At 47.1% G+C, this 22232-nt stretch carries 17 protein-coding genes; 15 read left to right on the top strand and 2 right to left on the bottom strand.

Annotation, left to right across the window (positions count from 1 at the left end):
* Positions 1-139: 139 nt before the first annotated feature.
* Complete coding sequence (locus IEV18_RS13615) at positions 140-994, bottom strand: lipoate--protein ligase family protein (RefSeq protein WP_188392937.1); 855 nt, start codon at positions 992-994, stop codon at positions 140-142.
* 90 nt (positions 995-1084) lie between these two features.
* Here IEV18_RS13615 and IEV18_RS13610 point away from each other — a divergent pair, with 90 nt between their 5' ends.
* The 3 genes from IEV18_RS13610 to IEV18_RS13600 all read left to right on the top strand — a co-directional run bounded on the left by IEV18_RS13610 (position 1085) and on the right by IEV18_RS13600 (position 3462).
* Positions 1085-2401 carry an HD domain-containing protein gene (locus tag IEV18_RS13610; protein WP_188392939.1) on the top strand — a complete coding sequence of 439 codons (1317 nt, stop codon included), beginning with the start codon at positions 1085-1087 and terminating at the stop codon, positions 2399-2401.
* Positions 2391-2888 carry a YwgA family protein gene (locus tag IEV18_RS13605; RefSeq protein ID WP_188392936.1) on the top strand — a complete coding sequence of 166 codons (498 nt, stop codon included), beginning with the start codon at positions 2391-2393 and terminating at the stop codon, positions 2886-2888. Before IEV18_RS13610 ends, IEV18_RS13605 begins: the two co-directional genes overlap by 11 nt.
* Before the next feature lie 64 nt (positions 2889-2952).
* A complete protein-coding gene (locus tag IEV18_RS13600) occupies positions 2953-3462 on the top strand; it encodes a YwhD family protein (protein WP_188392935.1) in 510 nt (169 codons plus the stop codon).
* A 1503-nt stretch (positions 3463-4965) separates the two neighbouring features.
* Here the strand turns inward: IEV18_RS13600 and IEV18_RS13595 are convergent.
* Positions 4966-6990: a transglycosylase domain-containing protein gene (locus tag IEV18_RS13595; protein ID WP_188392934.1), complete on the bottom strand. Its 2025-nt coding sequence runs from the start codon at positions 6988-6990 to the stop codon at positions 4966-4968.
* Positions 6991-7166: 176 nt separating this feature from the next.
* Between IEV18_RS13595 and IEV18_RS13590 the strand changes: the two genes are divergently transcribed.
* The 12 genes from IEV18_RS13590 (at position 7167) to rpoE (ending at position 22119) form a co-directional block, all read left to right on the top strand.
* Positions 7167-7601, top strand: coding sequence for a YwiB family protein (locus IEV18_RS13590; protein ID WP_188392933.1), 435 nt, complete (start codon positions 7167-7169; stop codon positions 7599-7601).
* Positions 7598-9268 carry an arginine--tRNA ligase gene (gene argS / locus IEV18_RS13585; protein ID WP_188392932.1) on the top strand — a complete coding sequence of 557 codons (1671 nt, stop codon included), beginning with the start codon at positions 7598-7600 and terminating at the stop codon, positions 9266-9268. Before IEV18_RS13590 ends, argS begins: the two co-directional genes overlap by 4 nt.
* 179 nt (positions 9269-9447) lie before the next feature.
* Entirely contained in the window at positions 9448-11526 is a 2079-nt protein-coding gene (locus IEV18_RS13580; protein ID WP_188392931.1) for a heterodisulfide reductase-related iron-sulfur binding cluster, read from the top strand.
* A gap of 80 nt (positions 11527-11606) precedes the next feature.
* Complete coding sequence (locus IEV18_RS13575; protein WP_188392930.1) at positions 11607-12794, top strand: acetyl-CoA C-acetyltransferase; 1188 nt, start codon at positions 11607-11609, stop codon at positions 12792-12794.
* A 13-nt stretch (positions 12795-12807) separates the two neighbouring features.
* Positions 12808-13659 (top strand): 3-hydroxybutyryl-CoA dehydrogenase, encoded by an 852-nt coding sequence (locus IEV18_RS13570; protein ID WP_188392929.1) that lies wholly within the window; start codon positions 12808-12810, stop codon positions 13657-13659.
* A 56-nt stretch (positions 13660-13715) separates the two neighbouring features.
* The gene (locus tag IEV18_RS13565) at positions 13716-14861 is read left to right on the top strand and encodes an acyl-CoA dehydrogenase (protein WP_188392928.1); all 1146 of its coding nucleotides are present in this window, start codon (positions 13716-13718) and stop codon (positions 14859-14861) included.
* A gap of 12 nt (positions 14862-14873) precedes the next feature.
* The gene (locus IEV18_RS13560) at positions 14874-16013 is read left to right on the top strand and encodes an acyl-CoA dehydrogenase (RefSeq protein ID WP_188392927.1); all 1140 of its coding nucleotides are present in this window, start codon (positions 14874-14876) and stop codon (positions 16011-16013) included.
* 18 nt (positions 16014-16031) lie between these two features.
* Positions 16032-16970 carry a methylmalonyl Co-A mutase-associated GTPase MeaB gene (meaB, locus tag IEV18_RS13555; protein ID WP_188392926.1) on the top strand — a complete coding sequence of 313 codons (939 nt, stop codon included), beginning with the start codon at positions 16032-16034 and terminating at the stop codon, positions 16968-16970.
* Positions 16967-17578 carry a TetR/AcrR family transcriptional regulator gene (locus tag IEV18_RS13550; RefSeq protein ID WP_188392925.1) on the top strand — a complete coding sequence of 204 codons (612 nt, stop codon included), beginning with the start codon at positions 16967-16969 and terminating at the stop codon, positions 17576-17578. The genes meaB and IEV18_RS13550 overlap by 4 nt, the downstream gene beginning before the upstream one ends.
* Positions 17579-17651: 73 nt before the next feature.
* Complete coding sequence (locus IEV18_RS13545) at positions 17652-17792, top strand: hypothetical protein (protein ID WP_188392924.1); 141 nt, start codon at positions 17652-17654, stop codon at positions 17790-17792.
* A 343-nt stretch (positions 17793-18135) separates the two neighbouring features.
* A complete protein-coding gene (gene icmF, locus IEV18_RS13540) occupies positions 18136-21363 on the top strand; it encodes a fused isobutyryl-CoA mutase/GTPase IcmF (protein WP_188392938.1) in 3228 nt (1075 codons plus the stop codon).
* A gap of 198 nt (positions 21364-21561) precedes the next feature.
* Positions 21562-22119: a DNA-directed RNA polymerase subunit delta gene (gene rpoE, locus IEV18_RS13535; RefSeq protein WP_188392923.1), complete on the top strand. Its 558-nt coding sequence runs from the start codon at positions 21562-21564 to the stop codon at positions 22117-22119.
* Positions 22120-22232 lie beyond the last annotated feature (113 nt).

Below are 22232 nucleotides of genomic sequence, written 5' to 3'. Positions count from 1 at the left end.
CAAAGAACGATACCAAGAGAAACTAAACAGCCTAGCACCGTTAGAATATCGGCACCAGGCTGTCGCATAGATTTTTTGTTTTTTCACTGTCTACTTGACAGGGCGCAGTTCAATTTGATTCATGTGGTTTTTTTATTGGCTATCTCCCTAATATCGTGCGAATCGGTTCATTCCTTTTCAGCATTTGTGCATACCGCTTTTCAAAGGTTTGCCATTCCGATTCAGTAAAGCCGGTCATGGCAATTTGTTCGGTAACATCGGCCAGCGCTTGAAAGACCCGCTTTTTCATCTCCGAAACCGTAAGATTCATTTGCAGCAGTTCGGATAGGGACGCCATTACTTCCGGCCGCACTTCCGGATAGACGAATTTCGTTTCTTTATTTTGCTTGCTCCGCTTGTAAAATTCCCGGATGACTGCCGCTCTTTCCTTTGTATTGCCTTCCACGTCAAGATAAATTTGCACTGCTGTTCCTTCTTTAATCCGCCGCTGGGAAATGCCGGCAAATTTTTTCCCGCCAATGCTTAAATCATAGTCCCCGGGACAATAGGAACCGACAATTTCGTACGCTTCGATATCACTGGTCAAGTCTTTCAATGCAGTTTGGACAAAGGAAACCATCGCTTCATAACAGTCGTAAATGGAAAGCTTCTCCCCGGGAATGACGAGGGATAAGTTGAGCACTCCTTCATCCAAGGCTACCGCAAGCCCTCCCGAATTGCGGATAATGACGTCATAGCCAAGGGAATCTAAATACGCCACTCCGTCAGATAAAAAGGGGAGCTTGCTGTCAGGGATGCCGAGAACTATCGTTTTCGGGTGGACCCAAAGCCGCATTACCGGATCTGATTCGCCGTTGCTCACCGACGCAGCCAATGCATCATCGATGGCGAAGGAGGCAATGGCATCATTTGGATATTGAAAAATATTTTTTTCCTCCGTACAGTCTAAATAGCGAAAGGTTTGCTGCGAAATAACCTGTTCCCAATGTTTCATAGTATGCTCCTTCACTTAATCTACCTTTTTTCCTGCCGCTTTTTATTATATAATATAGGACAATGAAGAAAAAGAAACGGAATGAAGAATATGTCATATGAGACAGAACAGTTATCGGAGGTCAAAGTCTTTAAAGATCCGGTCCACCGCTATGTCCATGTGAAGGACCGGCTAATTTGGGACTTGATTGCCACCCCCGAATTTCAGCGTTTGCGGCGGATAAAACAGCTGGGAACGACGAACCTTACTTTCCACGGAGCGGAACATAGCCGTTTTAACCATTCCTTAGGGGTATACGAAATTGTACGGCGGATTATTGAAAATTTTGCGGACGAGCCCAACTGGAACAAGGAAGAACGGCTGCTTTGCCTAAGTGCGGCATTGCTCCATGACCTTGGCCACGGCCCCTTTTCCCATTCCTTCGAAAAAGTGTTTAAATTAGACCACGAACATTTTACCCAGCAAATTATACTCGGTGATACGAAAGTGCATGAAGTGCTGGAGCGGGTGAGGCCGGGATTTTCCCAAGATGTGGCGGATGTTATCGGAAAAACGTATAAAGATAAATTGGTCGTCAGCCTCATCTCCAGCCAAATTGATGCGGACCGGATGGATTATTTGCTTCGGGACGCCTATTATACGGGGGTGAGCTACGGCCAGTTTGATATGGAGCGGATTTTGCGCGTCATGCGCCCGATGGAAGACCAGGTTGTCATTAAATCGACGGGGATGCATGCTGTAGAAGATTACATTATGAGCCGGTATCAAATGTATTGGCAAGTGTATTTTCACCCGGTGACGAGAAGTGCGGAGGTCATTTTAACGAAAATCCTCCACCGGGCTAAAGAACTGTACGAACAAGGTTATGCCTTTCAGCTGGAACCGATCCATTTTCTCTCCTTTTTTAAAGGGAAAGTGCGGCTAGATGAATATATTAAGCTGGACGAATCCGTTGTCCACTATTATTTTCAGCTGTGGCAGGAAGAAAAGGATGTTATCCTGCGGGATTTATGCGAACGGTTTATGAACCGGAGACTGTTTAAATATGTTGAGTTTAACCCGGGCACCGAGATGCATGTATATTTGGAGCTCCATGATTTGTTTAAAAAAGCCGGGCTCGATCCTTCCTATTATTTGGTTATCGATTCCTCTTCCGACTTGCCTTATGACTTTTACCGTCCAGGGGAAGAAAGGGAGCGGCTGCCGATTCATTTGCTGATGCCGAACGGGGAATTAAAAGAGTTGTCCCGGCAGTCGGATATTGTCGAATCGATTTCCGGAAAAAAACGGACAGACCATAAACTGTACTATCCTAAAGACTTGATCGAAAAGGTAACGGATTTGCCGATAAAAAGAAAGATAAAAGAACTTTTAAATATTCAGGGAGATGGAAATCATGTTAGATAACCACGCGCGGATTATGCAGTTTTTTTCCATGGCCAAAGAAGTGACGGGGCGAAAGAAACTGCAGAAAATGATCTATATTTTGCAGCAATGCCATGTTCCCTTTGAGGAAAAATATAATTACCATTTTTACGGGCCTTATTCTGAAGAGTTAACGTTAAGAATCGAAGAATTGTGCAATTTAGGGTTTTTGCAGGAGAATAAGGAAGAAAAAAGCAGCTATTATCAATACCATTATCAAATTACTCCTGAAGGGGAGCAGTTCCTTCGCCAGTTTTCGTTGAACATGCCGGATTACTCGGATAAAGTGGAGAAACTTCAGGAAAAAAGTTCCCGTTTTCTCGAATTGGTGGCCACACTCCTTTATTTTGACCATCTTTCCCGGGATGAGGTGTTTCAAAAAATTCAGGCGCTGAAGCCGAGCCAAAACTATTCCGAGGAGGAAATGGAAGAAGCAGTGGCGTTTATCAGGGAGCTAAAGGGAGCATAACAGTAAAAAAGGGAAGTTTCTTATGCTACAATACGTTAAAGGATAAGGAATGGGAGGGTGAAAGATGGCGGAAGATGCGAAAAAGAAAAATGTTTTTACGATTATAAAGAACGATCCGACGGACGGCCATGGCGGCTTCGGTGCAGGGGCGATCAGTCTGGAAAATATGTCGTCGGTTATTGTCGACCCGAATGAAAATACCGCCTACGTCGATATGGATGCGATGCATGCCCGGAGCAAGGTGGAACGCCGGGTGAAATGGCTGAACGACCGGGATGCGGTGCCAAACGGAAAGCTTTACTGGATCGTCTGGGTAAATGTCGACCGGAATGAAAACGGGCCTTACTATGCAGGGGTTGCCGGCAGCGAAATCCGGGTGGATAAAGAGGCGAAGCGGGCCTATAAATCGATGCCGGAACACGTAAAACATATGGAGCAATCTTTAAAAGGGAAAATCGTCGTCGACCATATGGACGACCATTCAAAAAAACTGCTCCGGGATTTCCTTGAAGAATTCAATCCGGAAATGTGGAATAATTCCACGGAAGAACTGAAAAAAGCACTGTCTGTATAATTTTGTCGGATTTGTGAATGAATGATGAACAATTCCTTTTTTAATTGTACTTTCATTCATTAGTTTGTAAAATATGATTACATGGACAAAAGTTACTAGGACACCGAAAGCCGGCGTTTTGCCGGCAAAAAAAGGTTCTGTCCCTTGCGGGGGACGGAACCTTTTTAATATTGCTCCCGGCATCACGATGGAATGCTGAAATTTTATTAATTCCGCTAGAATAATTAGGTTTTGCGCTGAATTTTTCCGGTTTGCGCTGAATCCTTTAGGGGAAGCGTTAGAATCGGGTTGAAGCGCTGAAATTTTATTAATTCCGCTAGAATAATTACGGTTTCCGCTGAATTTTTCCGATATCCGCTGAATCCTTTGGGGGGAACGTTAGAATCAGGTCGAAGCGCTGAAATTTTATTAATTCTGCTAGAATAATTACGGTTTCCGCTGAATTTCCCCGATTTCCGCTGAATCCTCTGGAGGATGCGTTAGAATCGGGTTGAAGCGCTGAATCTATATTTTTTCCGTTAGAAAAATTGAAGGAAACGCTGAAAACTTTGGATTATCGCTGAATTCATCAACAAAAGCGTTAGAATCGGGGCGTAGCGCTGATTTAGAATTTTTATCGTTAAAAAAATAACGGTTTTGCGCTGAATTTCCCCGATTTCCGCTGAATCCTTTAGGGGAAGCGTTAGAATCGGGTTGAAGCGCTGAATCTATATTTTTTCCGTTAGAAAAATTGAAGGAAACGCTGAAAACTTTTGATTATCGCTGAATTCATCAACAAAAGCGTTAGAATCGGGGCGTAGCGCTGATTTAGAATTTATATCGTTAAAAAAATAACGGTTTCCGCTGAATTTCCCCGATTTCCGCTGAATCCTCTGGAGGATGCGTTAGAATCGGGTTGAAGCGCTGAATCTATATTTTTTCCGTTAGAAAAATTGAAGGAAACGCTGAAAACTTTGGATTATCGCTGAATTCATCAACAAAAGCGTTAGAATCGGGGCGTAGCGCTGATTTTCAATTTTTATCGTTAAAAAAATAACGGTTTGCGCTGAATTTCCCCGATATCCGCTGAATCCTTTGGGGGGAACGTTAGAATCAGGTCGAAGCGCTGAAATTTTATTTTTTCCGTTAGAAAAATTGAAGGAAACGCTGAAAACTTTGGATTATCGCTGAATTCACCAACAAAAGCGTTAGAATCGGGGCGTAACGCTGATTTTGAATTTTTATCGTTAGAAAAATAACGGTTTTGCGCTGAATTTCCCCGATTTCCGCTGAATCCTCTGGGGGAAGCGTTAGAATCAGGTCGAAGCGCTGAAATTTTATTTTTTCCGTTAGAAAAATTGAAGGAAACGCTGAAAACTTTGGATTATCGCTGAATTCATCAACAAAAGCGTTAGAATCGGGGCGTAACGCTGATTTTGAATTTTTATCGTTAGAAAAATAACGGTTTGCGCTGAATTTTCCTGATTCCCGCTGAATCCTCTAGCAAAACGTAGCGCTGATTTTCTACCCGCCAAAGAAAAAGTCAAACCATCGCTGGACGAGCCCTTTTTCCTCTTCTTTTTCTTTTTGATTCTTCCGCGGTTTTTCCTGCATATGTTCCATACAGTGCTGCTTCGGTTCGGTCCCTTTTTCAAAATACATGACCCGGCTTTTATCGCAATAAGGAGTTGCCCGCTGGCCGCTTACAGGGTCAATCGGAATAGCTGTCACTCCTTTCGGGGCATGGAATGGTTCCAGCGGCTGCTCTTCATGGGCTTCTTCCATAAAGTCCGCCCAAATTTCTTTAGCGAAACGATGTTCTTCGATGCGGGTAATCGGCCGGTTGTCGTCGTAACCAGTCCAGACGCCGGCAACGAGGCTCGGACTGAACCCGATCATCCAGCTGTCCGAATTGGTCGTGCCGGATTTTCCTGCGTAAACCCGGGTTAACTGGTCCGCAATCGTCGTACCGGTGACGGGGGCGTAGCCGTTCAGCTGCCTGTCGAACATGCCGGTCATTAAATCGGTCAAAATAAACGCCGGCACCGGGTCAAGGGTGCGCTCCTTCTCCACCTCCCGTTCAAAAACGACTTTCCCGGAAGGGCTAATAATCTTCGTAATCGTATGGCCTTCAACCCCATACCCGCCATTGGCAAGCATGGCATATCCGTTCACCATCTCTTCTACGGAAACCGAAGCAGTGCCAAGGGCAAGGGAAGGAACGGCAGGCAAATCACTTTCGATGCCAAATTCCCGCGCAGCTTCCACGAGCCGTTCTGCCCCGAGAAACATATTCGTTTTCACAGCATATACGTTATCCGATAGCGCCAATGCTTGAGCAAGGGTAATCGGCTCGTTGGCGTAATAGTCATTGAAATTGCTCGGCTCATATACTTTTCCGTCTTCCAGCTGAAAGGCGGTCGGTTTGCTCGTCAGCTTCGTGGCGGCTGTGTATCCGTGTTCCAGTGCTGCGTAATATAAAAACGGCTTAAACGTAGACCCGGGCATCCGTTTTGCAGCTGTAGCCCGGTTAAACGGGCTAGCCCGATAATTTTTTCCGCCCATCATGGCGCGGATGGCTCCCGTTTCCGGTTCCATGGCGATGGCTCCCACTTCCATTTCTGTATCTGCCATCTTGCCTTTTACCGCGTCTTCCAGCTTGGCTTGCATTTCCAAATCCATCGTCGTGTAAATTTCGTAACCGCCAAACCGGATTTGCTCCCGTTCTGCCCCTAAAATTTCAGCTGCTTCTTTCAGCACTTCATCAAAAAAATATCCTTTATCCGAATCCGGGTTTTCTAATTCCTTTTGGACAAAGGTGAGATGTTCCCGGGACGCTTTCTCCCATTCTGCTTCCGTAATCCGGCCTTGATCAAACATTTGTTTTAAAATTAACTGCTGCCGGGCGTAAGCTTTTTCCTCATTATGTACCGGACAATAATAGGACGGCCCTTTAGGGATGCCGGCTAGCATGGCTGCTTCCGCCAGCGTTAAGTCTCTTGCTGATTTATCGAAGAAATAGCTGCTTGCCGCTTCGATTCCGTAGGCGCCGTGGCCGAAATAAATCGTGTTCAGATAGCTTTCCAAAATTTCTTCCTTCGAATAAAACATTTCCAGGCGGAGGGTATAAAAGGCTTCCTTCCATTTCCGCTCCCACGTTTTCTCGTGGGATAAATACAAATTGCGCGCCAGCTGCTGGGTAATCGTGCTGGCACCTTCCTTTAACGTGCCGCTCGTGATGTTTTTCCAGACTGCCCCGATAATTCGTTTGAAATCGAAACCGTGATGGTCATAAAATTGTTTATCTTCAATGGCGATTGCCGCCTCTTTCACATAGGGAGAAATATCTTCCAGAGGGATGAAATGATGGTTTTCCCTTTCTTTCACTTCACCGATGAATTCTCCATCGTGACTGTAAAAAGCAGTGGCCTGGTCATTGGCCAGGGGAGGGGGACCTAATAAAAAAATCCCGAGGAAAATGCCGATGCCGCACAAAAAAGCCATCGATCCCAAAAAAGCAACGATTTTCGCTAATGTTTTTCGTCTCATGTTCCTACCTCTTGCTGTTTATGATTTGCTACTTACATTATTGGAAAAGATAGGAATAAATAAACGGGGGATTCGAAAATTTCCTCTCCCTTCCCGCCGTCAAAATATATGGAAAAAGAGGAGGAATATCGCTATAATTACTGTATCGGTCGAATACATGCAAGAGGGGAATAGACGTGAACCCAATAAAAACGAAAGTAAAAGTAACCCTTTCGATGAAAATCGCCGATCAAGGGACGGCGGAATCATACGAAAGGAAAAGTTTAGGGCGGCTCATCGAAGGCAAGGATAAACGGATGCTCACCTATGACGAACAGATGGAGGAAGGGGAAACGGTCCATACATATGTGACGATTCAACACGATCAAGTGACGATGAAACGGACCGGAGCAGTCGAGATGAAGCAAATCTTCGCTCCCCGGCAATGGACGGAAACGATTTATCGGCATCCTTTAGGCGTGATTCCGATGGAAACGTATACGGAAAAATTAGCATATCTCGAAGGCGACAAAGTACATAAACTCGTCATCGATTATCAAGTAAAACTGCAAGGTCAGCCAGAACGGAAACATTCCCTGGAGCTGACTTTGGAACAGGAGGAAGAAGCATGAACGTATTGGAACAAATCGAAGACCAGCTGAAAAAGGAAATCGAAACAGCAATTATCGAAGCGGGTCTTGCCGCAAAGGAAGAAATTCCTGACATCCTTTTGGAAAAACCGAAAGACAAAGCCCACGGTGATTTTGCCTCGAACATTGCCATGCAGCTTGCCCGGGTGGCGAAAAAGGCGCCACGGCAAATTGCCCAAGACATTACCGAACGGCTCGACGTGGAAAAGGCTGCCATTGAAAAGGTGGAAATTGCCGGACCCGGATTTATAAACTTTTTCATGAAGAAAAATATCCTCGGGAAAATTATCCCGGTTATTCTCGAACAAAAGGAAAATTACGGACGCACGGATACCGGTAAAGGCAAAAAAGTGCAAGTGGAATTCGTTTCGGTAAACCCGACGGGAGACTTGCACCTAGGACATGCCCGGGGCGCTGCCTATGGGGACGTATTGTGCAACGTCCTGGATGCGGCCGGCTATGACGTAGAGCGGGAATATTATATCAATGATGCAGGAAACCAGATTGATAACCTCGCTTTATCGGTGGAAGCCCGCTATTTCCAGGAACTTGGTGAAGACTTTCCGATGCCGGAAGACGGATACCACGGCCAGGCGATTATCGACATGGCGAAAAAATTAGTCGAAGAATTTGGCGCCGAATGGGCGGACAAGCCGAAGGATGAGCGGATTGCCTTTTTCAAAGAATTCGGCCTGAAGTCCTCTCTGGAAAATATTAAGAAGGACTTGGAACAATTCCGGGTGGAATTCGATAATTGGTTCTCGGAACGTTCCTTATATCGGGACGGAAAAATTGACGAAGCCCTGAAGGTACTGGAAGAAGGAGACTATATTTACGAGAAGGACGGGGCCAAATGGTTTAAATCGACCGCATTCGGCGACGACAAAGACCGGGTGCTCGTCAAGCAGGACGGAAGCTATACGTATTTAACCCCGGATATCGCCTACCATAAAGATAAAATCGACCGGGGATTTGACCAGCTAATCAATGTGTGGGGGGCGGACCACCATGGCTATGTGCCGCGGATGAAGGCGGCCATCCAAGCCCTCGGCTACCCGGCGGACAAATTAGAAGTAAAAATCATTCAGATGGTGAACCTGTTTGAAGGCGGGGAAAAGGTGCGCATGAGCAAACGGACCGGAAAAGCTGTTCTTCTCCGGGACTTAATGGAAGATGTCGGAGTCGATGCGACCCGATACTTCTTCGTCACCCGTTCCAACGACTCCCAGCTCGATTTCGATATGGACCTTGCCCGTTCCCAGTCCAACGAAAACCCGATTTTTTACGTCCAGTATGCCCATGCCCGCATTTGCACGATGCTGGAACAGGCGAAACAGAAAGGAATCGAAACCGGCGGGGAGTACGACACGAGCTTGCTCACGACAGAAAAAGAAACAGATCTCTTGAAAAAATTGGGAGAGTTCCCGCAAACAGTTGCCGATGCAGCAGAAAAACAGCTGCCCCATAAGGTGACCCAGTACGTCTTTGATCTCGCATCACTGTTACACAGCTTCTACAATGCGGAAAAAGTATTGGATCCGGAAAATGCTGAATTAACGAAAGCGAGAATTGCTTTAATGAAAGCAGTACGTACAGCTCTTGCCAATGGGTTAAAACTCATCGGCGTATCTGCACCGGAAAAAATGTAGAAAAGTCACACTATTCCCTTTACAACGGAAAGGGAATAGTGTATTTTTATATCCAAATAGGATGGAATATTTTAAAAATTTCGCAGTCGGGCATTGACTGAATGCTCATTCATATTATAATGATAAGTAAGGATAGGCATATTCGATCTTTACATATCGGAGAATAGGGGGAAAGAGAGATGGGTACGTTTCTAGTCATCAACTGGATTGCTTTTCTCGTCGTCACCATATATGCCATCTACCTGTTTGCCAAAGTGGTGGCAACACGGGTTGCATATATACGTCTCGGGAAAAAATCCGAATTTGACGGGGAAGTGAAGCTCCGTCTGCAGCGGATTTGGAACATCGTCTTTGGCCAATCCAAACTGCTGAAAGATAAAAAATCTGGAATTATGCATGTCATGATGTTTTACGGATTCCTGCTCGTCCAATTCGGCGCCATTGACATGTTTGTGAAAGGGCTTTCCCCTGGGAACCATTTGCCATTCGGCCTGTTTTATCCCGGGTTTGTTTTCTTTCAGGAACTTGTCACTTTAATGATTCTCGTCGCCGTTGTCTGGGCCTTTTACCGCCGTTATATTGAAAAATTAGTCCGCTTAAAACGCGGCTTCAAGGCGGGGCTCGTTCTCATTTTTATCGGGACGTTAATGCTTTCCGTTCTTATCGGAAACGGGATGCTGCAAATTTGGCACGGGACGGGTACGGCATGGACGGAACCGGTGGCTAGCGGCATCGCCTCGATTTTTGGGTTTCTTTCCCCAGAGGCAGCAATGGTGCTCTTTTATATCGCCTGGTGGGTCCATACAATCACATTGCTCGTATTCCTTGTGTACATTCCGCAGTCAAAACACGCTCATTTGATTGCTGCGCCAATAAACGTTTATTTAAGCAAAAAAGTGCCAGGGAAGCTGAAAAAGCTCGACTTTGATATTGACGAAGAAAGCGAAGAAGAGATTTCCTTCGGTGTCGGAAAAGTCGAGGATTTCGAACAGTACCAGATGATCGATTTTTATGCCTGTGTGGAATGCGGCCGCTGTACCGACGTCTGTCCGGCGGCGGGAACAGGGAAAATGCTTTCCCCGATGGATTTAATCGTAAAAATGCGGGATCATTTGACGGAAAAAGGGGCTGCCATTACCGGCAGACAACCGTGGGTCCCTGCCTACGCCTTTGGCGGCGGGCATACGGAAGCGGCAGCAACCGTTCAGGAAGCCAGCCTCATCGGCGATGTCATTACGGAAGAAGAAATCTTTGCCTGTACGACTTGCCGCAACTGTGAAGACGCATGCCCGGTCATGAACGAACACGTGGACAAAATTATTGACTTGCGCCGCTATCTCGTCATGACGGAAGGGAAGATGGACCAGGATATCCAGCGTGCCGTCATGAATATTGAACGCCAGGGCAACCCGTGGGGATTATCGAAGAAAGACCGGATCAAATGGCGGGAAGAAGACGAAACGGTCTACATCCCGACGGTGAAAGAACTGAAGAAGGAAGGCAAAGACTTCGAATATTTATTCTGGGTCAGCTCCATGGGCTCCTATGACAGCCGCAGCCAAAAGATTGCCCTTGCCTTTGCCAAATTAATGAATAAAGCCGGCGTCAGCTTTGCGATTTTAGGGAACCAGGAAACGAACTCCGGCGATACTGCACGAAGAATCGGGAATGAATTTTTATTCCAGGAAATTGCCGAGCGCAACATTAAAAACTTTGAAAAATACGGGGTAAAGAAAATCGTTACGATCGATCCGCATGCATACAATATCTTTAAGAACGAGTATCCGGATTTTGGCTTTGAAGCGGAAGTGCTTCACCATACCCAGCTGCTCTATGATTTAGTGAAGTCCGGAAAACTCCGGCCGAAAAAAGCGATTAACCAGCGTTTAACCTATCATGATTCCTGCTACCTTGGCCGCTACAACGGCGTCTACGATCCGCCGCGGGAAATTTTGCGGACCATTCCTGGCTTGGAACTGGTGGAAATGGATCGCAGCCGGGAGAACGGCATGTGTTGCGGTGCAGGCGGCGGTCTCATGTGGGCGGAGGAAACGACAGGAAACCGCATCAACGTCGCCCGGACCGAGCAGGCGTTGGCTGTAAATCCGACGATGATTTCCACTGCTTGTCCGTATTGCTTAACGATGCTTAGCGACGGAACGAAGGCGAAAGAAGTGGAAGAGGATATTAGCACCATGGATGTCGCAGAAATTCTTGCCCTCTCCGTATTTGCAGACGAAGAGGAGCAGGTTGCGTAATTTAGGGCTCCTTTCAAGGGAGCCCCTCATTCAAAAACAAGATTGAGCGAGCGTTCAATCGAAAATGGGAGGAAGTTTCGATGAGAAAAACGGTTATTGTTTCCGGTGCGAGAACCCCGTTTGGCAAGTTCGGCGGAGCATTGCGGGCCTTAACAGCTGTCAAGCTTGGAGGAATTGCAATCAAGGAAGCACTAAGCCGGGCAGATTTGGACGGGAAAGATGTAGATGAAGTCATTATGGGTACGGTACTTCAAGGCGGACAGGGGCAAATCCCTTCCCGGCAGGCAGCACGGGAAGCCGGCATTCCTTGGGAAGTAAAAACGGAAACGATCAATAAAGTTTGTGCTTCCGGTTTGCGCAGCGTCACGCTGGCAGACCAATTAATCCGCCTCGGAGACGAAGATATCATCGTTGCCGGCGGGATGGAAAGCATGAGCAATGCGCCGTACTACTTGCAACATGCCCGCTGGGGAGAGCGGATGGGTGACGGGCGCATGATCGACGGCATGATTCATGATGGGCTTACGTGCAGTTTTACCGGCGTTCATATGGGAACGTACGGCAATAGCACGGCGAAAGAATTTGGCTTAACGAGGGAGGCTCAAGATAAATGGGCGCTCCGGAGTCATGAGCGGGCACTCCGGGCGATGGAAGAAGGAAAATTCAAGGAGGAAATCGTCCCTGTAGAAGTTCCTGTTCGGAAAGGGGACCCGGTCCTTGTCGATACTGATGAGGCGCCGCGGAAAGATACGTCTTTGGAAAAGCTGGCGAAACTGAAGCCTGCCTTTGATGAGGATGGGACAATTACGGCAGGAAATGCGCCGGGAGTAAATGACGGAGCTGCCGCCTTTGTACTCATGTCCGAGGAGAAAGCAGCCGAACTCGGAAAAACACCGATGGCAAAAATTGTTGGCCATGCGGAAGTGGCTGTAGAAGCGAAGGACTTTCCGAAAACACCGGGGCTCGTTATCAATAAGCTGCTGGAAAAAACCGGGTATACAACGGATGACATTGACCTCGTTGAAATCAATGAAGCGTTTGCTGCTGTTGCCCTTGTAAGCGGTAACATCGCTGGAATTGGCGAAGAAAAGATAAACGTCAACGGGGGAGCAGTTGCGTTAGGACACCCGATTGGAGCAAGCGGAGCGCGCATTATCCTTACATTAATGTATGAATTAAAACGCCGGGGCGGAGGACTCGGCATTGCCGCCATCTGCAGCGGCGGCGGTCAAGGAGATGCCGTTTTAATAGAGGTACCGAAAAAATAAAGGAGGAGAAAAGATGGAAGTAAAACGTGTAATGGTCATTGGCGCCGGGCAAATGGGGTCAGGTATTGCCCAAGTTTGCGCCCAGGCCGGCTATGACGTAATAATGCACGACGTAAAGGAAGAAGCGGCAAAGAAAGGATTGGAACGAATCAATCGTCTGCTGCAGCGAAACGTGGAAAAAGGCCGGATGACGGAAGAGGAGAAGACGGAGACGCTACAGCGAATTGCCCTTACTAGCGATTTACAGGAAGCTCGTGATGCAGACGTCGTTATTGAAGCGGTCGTCGAGGATATGGAAGTGAAAACGAAAGTCTTCCAGGAACTGGATAACATCGTGCCTGACCACGGCATTCTTGCTTCCAACACGTCCTCTTTGCCGATTACGGAAATCGCTGCCGTAACGAAACGTCCGGAGCAAGTCATTGGCATGCATTTTATGAATCCGGTTCCGGTCATGAAGCTGGTGGAAATTATCCGCGGCCTGCAGACGAGCGACGAAACGTATGCAACGATACGGGAAATGACAAACAAACTGAACAAAACGCCGGTGGAAGTAAATGATTTCCCTGGATTTGTCTCTAACCGGATTCTCATGCCGATGATCAACGAAGCAATCTACACCGTCTATGAAGGGGTGGCGTCGCCGGAAGACGTAGACCGGGTCATGAAGCTTGGAATGAATCACCCGATGGGGCCTCTCACCCTTGCTGATTTTATCGGCTTAGATACGTGTTTGTCGATTATGGAAATTTTGTACGAAGGATTTGGCGACAGCAAATACCGGCCATGTCCGTTGCTTCGGAAGTATGTGAAAGCCGGCTGGCTCGGAAAGAAAACCGGACGCGGATTTTACGTCTATGAGTAATCTGCAGCACTCTCTATCCATGGGAGGACGCTAGAACACAAGAAGGTGAAAACAGGATGAACTTGCGATTTACCGAAGAGCAGGAAATGATGCGGAAAATGGTCCGGGAGTTTGCGAACGATGTCGTGCTGCCGGAAGTGGAAAGGATGGAACGGGAAGAGCGTTTTCCCATTGAAGTCATCCGCCAAATGGGGGAACTCGGTCTGATGGGCATTCCCGTTCCGGAAGACTATGGCGGAAGCGGCATGGATTTTACGTCCTACATTATTGCCATCCATGAGCTGTCAAAAGCAAGTGCCGTCATCGGGGGAATTTTATCCGTCCATACGTCGGTAGGTACGAATCCGATCCTTTATTTTGGGACGGAGGAACAGAAGAAAAAATACGTGCCGAAGCTCGCCTCGGGAGAATATTTAGGCGCCTTTGCCCTCACCGAATCCGACGCCGGATCGGACGCGAAAAATATTAGGGCGACGGCGAAAAGAGAAGGGGACTCGTATGTATTAAACGGCACGAAGCAATTTATTACGAACGGCGGTGTTGCCGATACGTATATCACCTTTGCCCGCACGAACAGCGAGGGCGGAGCGAAAGGAATCAGCGCCTTTATCGTGGAGAAGGATACGCCAGGGTTCATTGTCGGCAAAAAAGAAAGAAAAATGGGACTGTACGGTTCCAATACGGTGGAACTATCCTTTGAAAACTGCCGGCTGCCAAAAGAACAGCTGCTCGGGAAAGAAGGGGAAGGGTTTGCCATCGCCATGGCCAATTTAAATGTCGGCCGGATTGGCATCGGCGCCCAAAGCCTGGGCATTGCCGAAGCCGCATTGGAACATGCAGTAAACTATGCCAAGGAACGGGAACAATTTGGCAAACCAATCGCCGCCAACCAAGGGATTTCCTTTAAGCTGGCCGATATGGCAACGGAAGTGGAGGCGGCAAAACTATTAGTCTATCACGCCGCATCACTAGTAGAACGAAAGAAAGACTGCGGGAAGGAAGCGTCGATGGCGAAAATGTTTGCCAGCAACACGGCAATGAAAACGGCAACAGAAGCGGTGCAAGTATATGGCGGATACGGCTATACGAAAGATTATCCGGTAGAGCGTTTATTTCGTGACGCAAAAGTGACGCAAATCTATGAAGGAACGAATGAAATCCAGCACATCGTCATCAGCCGCCATTTATTAGGTTTAAATTAGGGAGGGGATTGGATGAACTTTCAATTAACGGAAGAACAGGAAATGCTCCGGAAAATGGTCCGGGATTTTGCGGTAAACGAAGTGGAACCGACCGCAGCAGAGCGGGACGAAGAAGAGCGGTTTGACCGGGAGATTTTTGACAAAATGGGAGAACTCGGCCTTACCGGCATCCCGTGGCCGGAAGAATACGGCGGGATTGGCGCCGACTATGTCAGCTACGTCATCGCCGTGGAAGAGCTGTCCCGGGTTTGTGCGTCTACCGGGGTGACGCTGTCAGCCCATTTATCTTTGGCAAGCTGGCCGATTTACAAATACGGCAGCGAAGAGCAGAAGAAAAATTATCTCTATCGTCTGGCAACAGGAGAAGCCCTCGGGGCGTATGCATTATCTGAGCCGGGAGCGGGAAGCGATGTCGCTTCGATGAAAACCGTTGCGAAAAAAGATGGGGACGACTATATTTTAAATGGAAATAAAGTATGGATTACAAACGGCGGAGTGGCCGATATTTATATCGTCTTTGCGAAGACGAACCCGGATGAGCGCCATAAAGGAATCACCGCTTTTATCGTGGAGAAAGGCACCGAAGGCTTTTCCTTCGGGAAGAAGGAGAAAAAATTAGGCATCCGTTCCTCCCCGACAACAGAACTGATTTTTGAAAATTGCCGGATTCCAGAAGAAAACCGTCTCGGAGAAGAAGGAGAAGGCTTTAAAATTGCGATGACGACTTTGGACGGCGGACGAAACGGCATTGCCGCCCAGGCGGTCGGAATCGCCCAAGGCGCATTGGATGCGGCTATTCAATATGCGAAGGAACGGGAGCAATTCGGCAAGCCAATTGCCGCCAATCAAGGAATTTCCTTTAAATTAGCCGATATGGCAACGGAAGTGGAAGCAGCAAGACTATTGACTTACCAGGCAGCATGGCTCGAATCAGAAGGACTGCCTTACGGAAAAGCTTCTGCCATGAGCAAGCTCTTTGCCGGGGATACGGCGATGCGGGTCACGACGGAAGCAGTGCAAGTCTTCGGCGGTTACGGCTACACGAAAGATTATCCGGTGGAGCGCTACATGCGGGATGCAAAAATTACACAAATCTATGAAGGAACGAACGAAATTCAGCGGCTTGTCATCGGCCGGATGCTGACAAAATAGCGAAAGGAAGTCAAAAAGATGCACGAACTCGTGGAACGGATAAAAAACAAGGATATACGGGCATTGGCGCGGGCGATTACGATGGTGGAAAATGACCATCCGGAAAAATTAGCGCTCTTAAGCGATGTCTTTTCCCTCGGGCGAAGAGCGTTCACCGTCGGACTTACCGGTTCCCCCGGTGCTGGGAAAAGCTCCCTCGTTAACCGGCTTATTAGCCAAGTCCGGAAAGAAGGGAAAACAATCGCTGTCATTGCCGTTGATCCGACGAGTCCGTTCAGCGGGGGTGCATTGCTCGGCGACCGGGTGCGGATGAGTGAACATTATACCGATCCTGGTGTCTTCATCCGCAGCATGGCTACCCGGGGCAGTTTAGGGGGCCTCGCCCGGGCGACAAAGGATGCGGTCCGAATTTGTGAAGCATTCGGTTTTGACGTTGTGTTAGTGGAGACCGTCGGCGTCGGCCAGTCCGAGCTGGACATTATGAAAATCGTCGATACGACGGCTCTCGTACTGACGCCGAATAGCGGCGATGTCCTGCAAGTTTTTAAAGCGGGGATAATGGAAATTGCCGATTTGTTTGTCATTAATAAGGCGGATTTGGACGGAGTAGTGAAATTGAGCCGGCTGCTGCGGGAACTCGTGCTGCTCACTGCTGACGAAAACCGCCGCAAAGCAATCGTCAAAACGATTACGACGGAAAACAGAGGCATCGACGAGCTTTGGGAAAAAATGAAGGAACATCGGGAATATTTGTATTCGACGGAGGAAGGAAATCAGAAACGGTTTAGCCAATTGGAACTGGAAGTTTACGACTTAATCCGGGAAGAAATTTGGCGGGAAGTGAAAGGGTTTATTGAGGAGAAAAAGGGCCTGGAAGCGCTGGACCTGCACGCCGACCCGTATGAAACAGCAAAGACGTGGCTGGCCAAATGGAAGGAGGAGGCTTTCAAGAAATGACACAGGATAAAATCGTATCGAATGTAAAAGATCAGGAACTGGTGAAAAAACGCCGGGATCAGATGATTAAAGGAGCGATCTCCCTATTTAAAGAAAAGGGATTCCATAAAACGACGACTAGGGAAATTGCGAAAGCCTCCGGTTTCAGCATCGGCACCCTTTATGAATATATTCGCACGAAGGAAGATATCCTCTTTCTTACCGTTGACGCCATTTATGAAAAGGTAAGGGAAGGAATCGAGCCGTTTTTTAACTTGGAACACCCTTCAGAAGACAACCTGATTCATGTCATTAAATCGTATTTTCATTTAGTCGATGATTTGCAGGAGGAAATTTTAATTTTATATCAGGAAGTAAAATCATTGAAAAAGGAAACAAGGGAATACGTGCTGCAAAAGGAACGGGATATGGTTTATCTTCTGGAAAAGGTCATTCTCAACTGTGGACCGAAGCAGTTGTCGGAGGAAGATGCCGCCCTTTTGGCAAACAATATTTTCGTCCAGGGGCATATGTGGGCCTTCCGCCGCTGGATATTGCAAAAGCAATTTACGCTGGAGGAATATATTGAGAAGCAGGTGGGGTTTTTCCTGAAAATTATTCGCGATTAATTCGATATTTTTGTGGATTGCCAATAAATTTATGGAAAGTGCTGATAAATTTGGGCAAGGCGCCGAAAAATGAATGAATGCCGATAAAAAACTTTCATCGCTCGATAAATTTGGAATTTGGCCAAATGCCGATAAACTTGCAAGAAATGCCGATGAAATTTTTCCAACGCTCGCTAAAACTGGAGAAAAGCCGAAATATTGCGGCATTCGCTGATATATCCAGCTTGAATGCCGATATAAAAAAACAGTAAAACCGCTGAAAAATGGGGAAGCTTCGTTAGAAATTTCTTTAGAAACGTTAGAAATGCGGAGAAGCGCTGAATCATTTGGAAGAGCGTTAGAAAAACAGAGAGTAACGCTGAATCATTTGAAGATTCGCTGAAAAAAACATTCGAACGTTAGAAACGAGAGGAAAAGCTGAATAACGCAAGGGCGCGTTAGAATTACAGGAAGAATCGCCGAAATCCGATTCTACATCGTTAGAAAAAATTTCTGGAACGCTGCAATTTGGGAGAAAGAATAAAAAATTTGCGTAGAGGGGGAGGAGTACATTGGAAATGACGGTTTACAAGCCGAAGCACCCGGTACGGATTGTTACTGCGTCGAGTCTGTTTGACGGGCATGATGCATCGATCAATATTATGCGCCGGATTATGCAGGCGAGCGGTGCGGAAGTTATTCACCTGGGGCATAACCGGTCTGTGGAGGAAGTAGTGCAGGCTGCCATTCAAGAGGATGCGCAAGGAATTGCCGTCTCGTCCTACCAGGGGGGCCATATGGAATACTTCAAATATATGGTTGACCTCCTGAAAGAATACGGGGCAGAACATATTCACGTATTTGGCGGCGGCGGCGGAGTCATCATTCCGAAAGAAATTAAAGAGCTTCATGATTACGGGGTATCGTGGATCTTTTCTCCGGAAGACGGAAGGAAAATGGGACTTCAAGGAATGATCAACGAAGTATTAAAACGGTGCGACTTTCCGACGCCGGTTGATTTGGAAAAAGATGTGGAAAACTTGCACGGCGGCGACCGGAAAGCCATTGCCCGTCTGATCAGTTACGTGGAGAACACTGCCACGGAGGAAGAGAAGGAAGCGTTGCGGGCTAAACTCCGGCTAAATAAAAAGATTCCTGTCCTCGGCATTACCGGAACGGGAGGAGCAGGAAAAAGCTCGCTGACCGATGAATTGGTGCGCCGTTTCTTAAACGAAGTTCCGGATAAAAAAATTGCCATTCTTTCCATAGACCCGACGAAACGGAAAACCGGCGGGGCACTGCTCGGAGATCGGATTCGCATGAACGCCATTTTCAATAATCGGGTTTATATGCGGTCCCTCGCTACCCGGTCGTCGAGGAGCGAGCTGTCCAATGCGATTCAGGATGCCATTGACGTCGTCAAGGCGTCCGGCTTTGATTTCATCATCGTGGAAACGAGCGGCATTGGCCAGGGAGATGCGGCGATTACCGAAGTGACGGATTTATCGATGTACGTCATGACGAGCGAGTACGGGGCACCGACCCAATTGGAAAAAATCGATATGATCGATTATGCCGATTTTATCGTCATAAATAAATTTGAACAAAAAGGTGCCGAAGATGCCCTCAACCAAGTACGCAAACAGTATGAGCGGAGCCGGATGCTCTTTAAGCAGGATAAGGAAAAATTCCCGGTATTCGGGACGATTGCCAGCCAGTTTAACGATGCGGGAACAAATGCCTTGTTTGCGTCCTTGATGGATACGATCAATGATCGGTACGGCTGGGACGTGCAAGTCGATTTTGACCGGCATAAGCTGGCGGAAAAACAAAATTTAATTATCCCTGCCGAACGCCGTTACTATTTGCGGGAAATCGCTGAGACGGTGCGCAACTATCACGAAAAGGCGGAAAAACAGAGCGAAATCGCAAGCAAACTGTATCAGCTGGACGGGGCAATGAAGACGCTGGAAGACGACGAAAATACAGCAGAAACGTTAAAACAAACGTTTGAACAATTGGAAAAAGAGCTGGATGCGGAAGCAAAAGAAAAACTGGAATCATGGGACGAATTACAGAAAAAATACAAGCAGGATAAGCTGTCCTACAAAGTGCGCAATAAAGAAATCGAAGTGGAGATTCAAACCGAATCCCTTGCCGGCACAAAGATTCCTAAAGTTGCCTTTCCGAAGTATAAAGACTGGGGAGAGCGGCTGCGCTGGATGATGAAGGAAAACGTGCCGGGTGCATTCCCGTATACCGCCGGTGTGTTCCCGTTCAAGCGGAAAGGGGAAGACCCGACAAGGCAGTTTGCCGGAGAGGGAACGCCGGAACGGACGAACCGCCGTTTCCACTATTTATCCCGGAACGACGAAGCGAAACGGCTGTCCACAGCCTTTGACTCCGTAACCCTTTACGGGGAAGACCCGCAATACCGGCCCGACATTTACGGGAAAATCGGCGAAAGCGGCGTCAACGTCTGTACCCTTGAAGATATGAAAAAGCTGTACAAAGGCTTTGATCTGACGGATCCGAAAACGTCGGTTTCAATGACGATCAATGGCCCGGCGCCGATTATTTTGGCAATGTTTTTCAATACGGCCATCGACCAGCAGGTGGAAAAATTTGAAAAACAGCATGGCCGCAAACCGACGGAAGAGGAATACGAAAAAATTAAGGCGGAAACGTTGTCTGTCGTCCGCGGCACAGTCCAGGCAGATATTTTAAAAGAAGACCAGGGGCAAAACACGTGTATCTTCTCGACGGAATTTGCCCTCCGGATGATGGGGGATATTCAGGAATATTTTATCGAAAATAATGTCCGCAATTATTATTCCGTCTCCATTTCCGGCTACCATATTGCCGAAGCGGGGGCAAACCCGATTACCCAGCTCGCCTTTACGTTAGCCAACGGTTTCACTTACGTGGAGTATTATTTAAGCCGGGGCATGGATATCAATGATTTTGCGCCGAATTTATCCTTTTTCTTCTCCAACGGCCTCGATCCGGAATATACGGTTATCGGCCGGGTAGCACGGAGAATTTGGGCCATCGTCATGCGGGAAAAATACGGCGCCAATGAACGGAGCCAAAAATTAAAATACCATATTCAAACGTCAGGACGTTCCTTGCACGCCCAGGAAATCGATTTTAACGATATCCGGACGACGCTGCAGGCGCTCCTCGCCATTCAGGACAACACGAACTCCTTGCATACGAACGCCTATGACGAAGCGATTACGACACCGACAGAAGAGTCGGTCCGCCGGGCGATGGCAATCCAAATGATCATCAATAAAGAATTCGGCTGGACGAAAAACGAAAATCCGCTGCAAGGGTCTTTCCTTATCGAAGAGCTTACCGATCTTGTGGAAGAAGCCGTTCTGCAGGAGTTTGAGCGGCTCAATGACCGGGGCGGCGTCCTTGGCGCGATGGAAAGACAATACCAGCGGGGCAAAATCCAGGAAGAATCTTTGTACTATGAGCAGAAAAAACATTCCGGAGAACTGCCAATTATCGGGGTAAACACTTACTTGAACCCGAATCCGCCGTCAGAGGAAGAAATCAATTCGATGGAACTCGCCCGGGCGACGAAGGAAGAAAAAGAGCATCAAATCCAGGCATTGAAAGCATTCCAGGAGAAGCATAAAGATGAAGCGGAGGAAGCGTTAGCCCGGCTGAAAAAAGTGGCAGCTTCCGGAGGAAATATTTTTGCCGAATTGATGGAAACGGTCAAAGTGGCTAGTCTCGGACAAATTACAAAAGCTTTATATGAAGTCGGCGGCCAATACCGGAGAAATATGTAATAAAAAACGGATTCAGCATAATCGCTGAATCCGTTTCTCCATCCGTAAAAAATTTCCTTTAAATAAAAATGGCATATTCCGTTGCTTTTTGTTTATAATGTTTATTATGTAATTTCAAACGAACAGTTTCACTTTATTTCATCATAAAAAATGGTATAGTAACAATAGTAGATATGGTAATGTAAGGGAGTGCTTATCGTGAGCGTAAAAGAACTGACCGCAGAAGAAATCGAAAATTTATCTATGATTCAATTGGCTATTAAGATTTTAGAGGAAGAGAAAAAAGCGCTTGATTTTCAAGAACTGTTTCAACGGATTGCTGATTTGAAGGGGCTTTCTGAACAAGAAAGAGAAAACAAGATTGCCCAATTTTATACCGATTTGAACATTGACGGCCGCTTTACCACCCTCGGTTCCAATATTTGGGGCTTGAAACGCTGGTATCCGGTTGAACAGGCGGACGAAGAAGTCCACACCGTGAAGAAGAAAAAGAAAGCAGCGAAGAAACGGATTCTTGACGATGACGAGGTTCTGGTGGAAGAGGAAGACTTCTTAGAGGACGATCTTTTAGATGATGAGGATCTGGACTTGGATGAAGACGACCTGGACGAAGATCTCGATGACGACTTGGATGACCCAATCGAAGACGAGGAACTGGACGATGAATTTGACGATGAATTCGATGATGACTTTGAAGAAATTGATGAAGAATTTGACGAAGAGGAAGAATTTACCGACGAGGAAGAAGAAAAATAGGCTTTAAGTTTACCCAAAAATAAAGCTTGACTTTGAAACAAAAACAGGCATCCGAAAATTTGGTGCAAAAGAGCACTTTTGGATGCCTGTTTTTCTCTCTATGGATCCAAAAT

This window comes from Compostibacillus humi (assembly GCF_014637175.1).
Taxonomy (GTDB): Bacteria; Bacillota; Bacilli; order Bacillales; family Amphibacillaceae; genus Oceanobacillus; species Oceanobacillus humi.
Note: the sequence above shows the minus strand (reverse complement) of the source record. Positions and strands in the feature narration are given on the sequence as shown.